Consider the following 7794-nt stretch of genomic DNA (forward strand, 5'->3'; position numbering starts at 1 on the left):
AGCTTGTGCCCATTTCTGTTTTTGTTTTTTTACTGTTGAGGATCTAAACCCATATGCCAACACCACGTTCTTCAGTTGCTTCTCGTTCTGTAATCCCACAATCCACCTCTTCCGTTCAGATGATTCCGCTGGGCGGCGAGCGGGAGATCGGCAAAAACACATGGGCCTTCCGCTACGAGGACGACATTATCCTCTTGGATGCCGGTTTGGCTTTTCCCGATGAGAGCATGCACGGCGTGAACATCGTGCTGCCGGACATGACCTACATCAAGCAAAACCGCGACAAAGTGCGGGGGATGGTGGTTACCCACGGCCACGAAGATCACATCGGTGGCATCCCGTATCACTTGCGGGAATTTGATATTCCGGTCATCTACGGCCCCAGATTGGCGCTGGCGTTGCTGGAAGAGAAACTGCGGGAGGTGGGCCTGCTCAACCGCACAGAGCTGCGTCCTGTTGGCCCCCGTGAAATCGTTCCCTTGAGTAAGCACTTTTTTGCCGAATTCATTCGCAACACCCACTCTTTTGCCGATAGCTTTACGGTGGCTCTGCACACGCCTGTGGGCGTCATTATTCAGACCGGCGACTTTAAGATCGACCACACGCCGGTGGATGGGGAGTACTTTGATCTACAGCGGTTGGCCGAACATGGGGAAAAGGGAGTGCTCTGCCTGATCAGCGACTCCACCAACGCGGAAGTGCCGGGGTTCACCCCCTCTGAAGCCTCAGTGGTGCCCGGTCTCACCAAGGCCATTGCGGGAGCCAAGGGACGGGTGATCATCACCACCTTTGCTTCTTCGGTACATCGTCTCAACTTGGTGCTGCAGATCGCCGAACAGCAAGGTCGGGTGGTGTCTCTGCTGGGCCGCTCCATGCTAAACGTGGTGGCTCATGCGCGGCGCTTGGGCTACATCCGCTGCAAGGACGAGACGCTGCAGCCGATGCATGTGATCAACAGCCTGCCGGATGACCGGGTGATCATCCTCACCACCGGATCCCAGGGAGAACCGCTGGCTGCTCTTACCCGCATCGCCAACGGTGAGCACCCGCAGTTGCAAATCAAGCCAGGAGACACGGTGGTGTGGTCGGCCAACCCGATCCCTGGCAACACCATCGCGGTCTCGCGGGTCATCGACAAGCTGATGGAGCTGGGAGCCAATGTCATTTACGGCAAAGACAAGGGCCTGCACGTTTCCGGCCACGGCTGCCAGGAAGACCAGAAGCTGATGATTGCCCTCACCCGCCCCAAGTTCTTTGTCCCCACCCACGGGGAATACCGCATGCTGGTCAAGCACGCCGAAACCGCCATGAGCATGGGGATCCCGCGGGAAAACATTGTGATCATCGACAACGGCGATGTGGTGGAGGTGAACCGGGAGCGCATTGCCATCACAGGCCGCGTCCCCTCTGGCCTACAGATGATCGCCGCTTCCCACGATGGAGTGGTGATGGATGAGATGATGCAGGAGCGGCAGCAGATCGCCAAAGACGGTATGGTGACGGTGGTGATCAGCCTGGACGGCAGCGGCCAGTTGCTCTGCACCCCGCAGGTGCAAACCTTTGGCTTGGCGGGGGAAGGGAACCAACTCAAGGGATCCGACCTGAAACCCCTTCTGGAGAACACCCTTCGGCAAGCGTGGCCCCAATTTGCTCGCTCGCTGGAGCGGGGCAGCCTGGACATCGACTGGGCCGGCCTTAAGGGCGAAGTGGAGCGGGTGGTGCGCCGTTTCTTGCGAGAACAATTGCCCGGCAAGCCCACGGTGGCGGTTTTTGTGCAATCCCCTGAAGAGGAGTCTGTGTCTTCCCTGAGTGTGGAAACCCAACCGGAGCCGGTAGCGGGTGCTCTGGGCCGGCGGCGGCGTTCCTCGGCAGCGGTAGCTGCTTCCTAAAACTGGCCCGTTCTCCGTGGCTGGATCGTCTAAGCGCCTTTGGGATCCCTTGCCCGGTGCAGGGATCCTATTGTGCCGGCCTGTACCCATCTGCGAGAAAACCTCGGAGGGCGGACTCTGCCGCCGCATCCCATTGCAGGGATCCCACCTCGCTAAAGGGAGGGCAGCGGGTTTGGGGAGGGAGCGGTTGCCGAAGGGCGCTCAAGAAGGCATCGGCCAAATCGGCGTAGCCCCGGTCGTTGGGGTGAAAGCCGTCGGCCAGCGGGCCGGGAAAGAAGGACTCGCGTCGGTAGGAGCGGGGATCGCAGAGCAAGTCCACCACTGGGATCCCCTGTTGGCTTAAGGGGTTGATGGCCCGTTGCGTGAGGCCAACCGAGATCAGGGAGAGCAGTTGGCGCACGCTGCTGGGTTGCTGCTGACCCAGAGGAATCAGGGCGAAGTTGGGCAGGTTGGCCACCGCCAGGCGAGCTTGAGGGGCACGGGCACGCACCGCTTGCAGCAGGGTTTGGTAATCGGCGGCGAATTGTCGGATCTGCTGATCGACGAAGGGCAAGGGATCCTCACCTTGGAGAGCCCGTTGAGCCGCCGCCAGAGCGATGGCGTTGGTATCGTTTCCGCCCACCCAAATGGTGATCAGGGTGGCATCGGGGGGAAGGCGCGGCACTTGATCCTGCAGCAAATTGGCCGGGATCCCCTGCCTCAGGGCTTGCATGGCGGGGCTGAGCACCGCTCCCGAACGGCCCAGGTTGATAAGCTCCACTGGGCCGGGCAGCAAGCGAGCCAGGCGGGGCACATAGCTCGTTCCATTGGGGCAGTCCAGGGGCTCTGAGCGCTGGGGTCGAGTGCCGGCGGCGTTGGCTGGGCCATCACAGGATATGGAGGCGTTGTAGCCAACGGCATCGCTGGCTCCCAGGGCAACGTAGCGGGTGAGGGTGGGTGGGCTGGGCACAACAGGGGATCCAGAACTGGCAGAGCAGCCGGTTAGCCCCAAACTGAGTATCAAAATCAGCAGGGAGAGGAGGAACACCCAGCTGTCTTGTTGTCTTGGAGTCGAGTTTTCTGGGGTTCGGGTGCTGGCATCCTTTGCAGAGAGAGGCATGGGAAAGCGGGCATAGATAGGGCGAGGCGGGAAGCACCCCCAGACAGGCTAGCCAAGGATCCCAAAATTGGCGAGGTATGGTGGGAGTATGCCGCTACGGTTTTGCAAGTCCCGCACCTACCACGATCCCCTGCATGGCGCCATCAGCCTGAATGGAGGGGACGCGGTTGAGGCTCTGCTCATTCGCCTGATCGATACACCGGCCTTTCAGCGGCTGCGCCGCATTCGCCAGTTGGACACGGCCTTTTTTACCTTCCACGGGGCAGAGGGATCCCGCTTTACCCATTCGGTGGGGGTGCTGCAGGTAACGCGGCGGCTGTTCGACAAATTGGCCCATCGCCACCCGGAGCTGCGTCCCTATCGGGCGGTAACCTTGGCCTCGGCTCTGCTGCACGACATTGGCCATGCCCCTTTTAGCCATGCCGGGGAAGAGATCTTCGGCTGCCGACACGAGGTTTGGACGGCCCGCATTCTCCGGGAGGATCCCCAGGTGAGGACGCTGCTGGCGGAGTTTGATCCCCAACTGCCGGCCCAGATGCAGCAAGTGCTGCAGAAGCAGTTTCCCCTGCCGCTGGTGGGGCAACTCATCTCCAGCCAACTGGACTGCGACCGCTTCGATTACCTGATGCGGGATAGCCTGCTCACAGGTGCCCAATACGGCCACCTGGACTTGGATCGCATCCTAACGGTGCTGGATTATGACCCGGAGACGGGATCCCTGTCCATCCCCGCCCGCAAAGGCCTGGGGGCCATCGAGCACTACCTGGTGGTGCGCTATTTCATGTACACCCAGGTGTACCAGCACCCCAAGAGCCTCTGTGCCCGTTTTATCTTGGAGCGGCTATTCAGGCGGGCAGAGGCGCTCCTGCAAAGGGGGGAGATTGAGCTGGATCCCATCCTCAGCGCTTGGTGCTGGGCCTCGCTGGCGGCTCAAAAAGGGGATCCCTTCGAGTTGCCGCTCCCCCTCTACTTGGCTGCCGACGATATCATCTTCAGCTACCCCATGCGCCTCTGGGCCATGTCGGGGAAGGATCCCATCTTGGCGGATCTGTCGCGGCGCTACTTGGAGCGGGATTTGTTCAAGGCCCGCAACATTACCCAGTTGTCTGAGGAACAACGCCAAACCCTGGTGGCCGCCGTGCAGGCCAAAATGCTGCAGGACGGGCTGGATCCTGAAAGTTACTTGGGCATCCGCTCTGCCCATGTCCAGGGCTATAGCTTTTATGACCAAGGGATCCAGCTCAAAACCGAGCGTGGCTATGAAGAAATTGCCCATCTTTCCCCTTTGGTGCGTGCCTTGGTGGAAACCCAGCGCCAGGTCTGGCTAATCTTTCCCCGGCCCTATGGCGATATCGTAGAGGGGGTTTTGTCTGCCTAGAAAATCATTGGGCCATCCCAGAGCTAGAGCATTAGAGGTGGGAATCTGTTCCTGAGCACATCTAAACAACGAGGGAAGCAGGAGTGGGGATCCGAGAAATCCTAACGGGGGTATTGTCCTTAACAGCTTTGGCGATTGCCCTAGTGGCCCTGCAACTGAGGCGAGCGTTGCGGGCTTCCCCCTGGCTGAGGGATCCCCCGGCGGAACAGGCAGGGGAAATCGCGGCCGGGATGGAGCGGCTGGCGGTGATCGTGCCCGCCTACAACGAGGCCGAGAACGTGGTGGGCTGCCTGAGCAGCATTCTGGACAGCACCTCTGCCCCTTTACAGGTGTGGTTGGTGGACGATGAATCCACGGATGCCACCTGGGAGCTGGCCCAAGCCCTGGCTGCCGAACGGCAAGATCCGCGCCTACACCTGCTCAAGGGGGATCCCCGTCCCAAAGGCCAAAGGTGGGTGGGCAAAAACTGGGCCTGTGCCCAAGCCGTCGCCCGCGTAGAAGCCGACTACTTGCTGTTTCTGGATTGCGACGTGCGGCTGGGATCCGGTGCCATTGAAGCGGCCTTAGGACATTTGCTGGCAAGCGGCAGCGGCTTGGTGAGTGTAGGGCCGCAATTGGTGTGCGGTTGCCTGGCGGAGTGGCTGGTGCAACCCATCATGATGACCATCCTGGCGGTGGGTTACAACTTTGCCGCCGTGAACGATCCCGACAACCCCAAAGCCTTTGCCTTTGGTCCCTTCCTGCTGTTTCGCCGCTCTGCCTACGAGCAAGTTGGCGGGCATGCCGGAGTGGCCGATGTGGTGATCGAGGATGTGGCCCTGGGGCAACGGATCAAAGCCCAGGGGTTGGGCCTGCAAATTTGCCTGGGAGGGCCGCGGGTGCGCAGCCGCATGTATGCCAACGGGGCTGCCCTTTGGGAAGGGTGGACCAAAAACTGGTTCCTGGGCCTGGAGCGCAACTGGGCCTTGGCGGTGTTGGCAATGGGTACGGTCTTGGGGATCTGCAGCTTGCCCTGGTTGGGGGTGATCCTGGCTGGGGCTACGGGATCCCTGGAGGTGCTGTTGGCCAGCTTGGCAGGGATCCTGGCCCAATTGGCCATCCGGCTTCTGCTCCGGCATTGGGCGCATCTGCCCCTCTGCTACTGGTGGCTAACGGCAGTGGGGGGTTGGGCGACAGCGGCCATCATCTTGGCTTCGGCCATCCGCACCACCACCGGCCGCAACTGGACTTGGCGGGGCCGTTCTCTCGCCGTCCACTGACCGGAGTGCGCCAACACCCCAGAAATGGTACAAGAACATGGTCTAATGGGGGATGTTCGGAAAACAGGCAAGCTGGGTTTAGAAACAGCGGAATAGCACACCATGCAGGCTCTGGTCATCGGATCTGGGGGGCGAGAACACGCTCTGGCCTGGAAGCTGTTGCAGTCTCCCCAGGTTACTCGGATCTACTGTGCCCCCGGCAACGGCGGCATGCAGCAGCTGCCCCGCTGTCAATCCGTGGCTTTGGCGGCTACCGACATTGAAGGCCTGGTGCGGTTTGCTACCGTACAAGGGATCCGCCTGACGGTGGTAGGGCCAGAGCTGCCCTTGGTGCAGGGGATCGTGGACGCCTTCCAGGCAGCAGGGTTGCCCATTTTCGGGCCTAGCCGCGCCGCTGCCCAACTGGAAGGAAGCAAACTCTGGGCTAAGCAATTGATGCAAGAGGCGGGGATCCCGACCGCTCGCGCTACCGGCTTTGCTGAGCTATCTGCCGCTGTGGCCTATCTCGACTCCCAGAGTTTCCCAGTGGTCATCAAAAAAGACGGACTGGCTGCCGGCAAGGGGGTAACCGTTGCCCAAAACCGGGAAGAAGCCGTGCAAGCCCTGGAAGCAGCCCTGGCCAAGCCGGGCGATCAGGTGCTGATCGAGGAGTTTATCCCCGGCCAGGAGGTGTCGGTTTTGGCTCTAACCGATGGCCAGATTTGTGTGCCGCTGCCACCTGCCCAGGACTACAAGCGCCTTGGCGAGGGCGATACCGGCCCCAACACTGGCGGCATGGGAGCTCATGCCCCTGCGGATCACCTGGTCACTCCAGAACTGTTGGCCCGCATCCAAACCCAGATCCTGGATCCCACCCTGGAGGCTTTGCAACGGCGGGGCATCCGCTACCAGGGGGTGATCTATGCCGGTTTGATGATCACGCCCAGTGGGGATCCCTACGTGTTGGAGTACAACTGCCGCTTTGGGGATCCCGAAGCTCAGGTCATCCTGCCCTTGCTGGAAAACCCTTTGGACGAGGTGCTGCTGGCCTGTATAGAAGGACGGCTGGCCCAAATCCAGCTCAAATGGAAACCCGGCTATGCCGCCTGCGTGGTAATGGCAGCCCCAGGCTATCCCGATGCCTACGAGCGAGGGATCCCCATCTCCGGCTTGGATGCAGCTGCCACCACGGGGGCGTTGGTGTTTCATGCGGGTACCCGCCAGGCAGGCAAGCAGCTCCTGAGCGATGGCGGGCGCGTTCTCTGTCTTACCGGCCAAGGGGCAACCCTATCCGAGGCCCTGCGCCAAGCCTACGCAGCTGTGGAGCAAGTGCAGTTTCCCAAGGCCTACTATCGTTCTGACATCGGCAGCCACGCCCTGGGGCCTGCCGTCCGCCGAGGAGTGATCCCTACCCCATAAAGCCATCCCTTGCCCTCTCAGCTGCAGCCGGATGGAAGAAGCCCCAGAGGGGTCGCTCCTCCAGGGCCCATAAAGCAGCTTTGAAAAAAGCTTTGATGCTTAGACGATAGCGCTTTCGGTAACAAGACGGCAACAGTGATATCAAAAGCTCAACTTTACTTTAGATTCCTTAACAATAGCCCTCTGCTTTGACTAGGCACGGATATTGCTGAGCTGAGTCTCTCCCCTCTCGAGGGGGATCCCCCATTAGCCCACTTGAACTGTTGCGGACCCGGATCCCCTAGAGCAGGCATTTCCTCTCCCAGGGTGGAAGAGGGGTTGGGGGTGGTCGTCTGGGGCAGCGCATGGCAGAGGAGACTATCTCTCTCAAATAGATTCAGCTAGAAATCGCAGGAGCCCCGCACTGTACCCGTAGGGTCAGTGCCGGGAGGAATGCGCTTTGATGAAGTACAATGAACTTATGAGCCAAGTCCTGACCGTCTCCTGTAAGCTCAAGGCGTCCCAGTCGCAAGCCGCCAAATTGGACGCGACGATGGAGGCTTTTGGCCAAGCCTTGAACTGGGTCAACCAGAACACGCCGGAGAAGATCGTCAACGCGGTCAAACTGCAATCCCTTTGCTACTACGAGATTCGAGCCCGGTTCGGCTTGTCCAGTAACTTGGCTCAACAGGTGTGCAGACGGGTAGCGGGTTCCCGCAAAGTGGCGAGACAGCGCAACCGTCCGGTTAAAGAGTTCAAGCGTAGGTTCGTTACCTACGACGCACGTATCTT

5 protein-coding genes and 1 pseudogene are annotated in these 7794 nt (G+C 60.5%); 5 read left to right on the forward strand and 1 reads right to left on the reverse strand.

Going from position 1 to position 7794, the window contains the following annotated elements; all coding sequences use genetic code 11:
- Positions 1–53 precede the first annotated feature (53 nt).
- Positions 54–1889: a ribonuclease J gene (locus tag NW834_RS00470; protein ID WP_414374032.1), complete on the forward strand. Its 1836-nt coding sequence runs from the start codon at positions 54–56 to the stop codon at positions 1887–1889.
- Between the two features lie 67 nt (positions 1890–1956).
- Here the strand turns inward: NW834_RS00470 and NW834_RS00475 are convergent, their stop codons facing one another.
- Positions 1957–2916: an SGNH/GDSL hydrolase family protein gene (locus NW834_RS00475; protein ID WP_414419202.1), complete on the reverse strand. Its 960-nt coding sequence runs from the start codon at positions 2914–2916 to the stop codon at positions 1957–1959.
- A gap of 160 nt (positions 2917–3076) precedes the next feature.
- On the opposite strand from NW834_RS00475, the gene NW834_RS00480 reads away from it, so the two are divergent.
- The 4 genes and pseudogenes from NW834_RS00480 to NW834_RS00495 form a co-directional block, all read left to right on the forward strand.
- A complete protein-coding gene (locus NW834_RS00480; RefSeq protein ID WP_414419201.1) occupies positions 3077–4366 on the forward strand; it encodes an HD domain-containing protein in 1290 nt (429 codons plus the stop codon).
- Between the two features lie 83 nt (positions 4367–4449).
- A complete protein-coding gene (locus NW834_RS00485) occupies positions 4450–5625 on the forward strand; it encodes a glycosyltransferase (protein WP_414383000.1) in 1176 nt (391 codons plus the stop codon).
- Positions 5626–5727: 102 nt separating this feature from the next.
- Positions 5728–7023: a phosphoribosylamine--glycine ligase gene (purD, locus tag NW834_RS00490; RefSeq protein WP_414419200.1), complete on the forward strand. Its 1296-nt coding sequence runs from the start codon at positions 5728–5730 to the stop codon at positions 7021–7023.
- A 460-nt stretch (positions 7024–7483) separates the two neighbouring features.
- Positions 7484–7794: pseudogene (locus NW834_RS00495) on the forward strand (RNA-guided endonuclease TnpB family protein); the annotation flags it as partial.

The organism is Synechococcus sp. R60.1, assembly GCF_047461835.1.
GTDB lineage: Bacteria > Cyanobacteriota > Cyanobacteriia > Thermostichales > Thermostichaceae > Thermostichus.

Coding starts and splice junctions, on each gene's coding strand:
- NW834_RS00470 (WP_414374032.1), top strand. CDS start 54: ATGCCAACACCACGTTCTTCAGTTGCTTCTCGTTCTGTAATCCCACAA.
- NW834_RS00480 (WP_414419201.1), top strand. CDS start 3,077: ATGCCGCTACGGTTTTGCAAGTCCCGCACCTACCACGATCCCCTGCAT.
- purD (WP_414419200.1), top strand. CDS start 5,728: ATGCAGGCTCTGGTCATCGGATCTGGGGGGCGAGAACACGCTCTGGCC.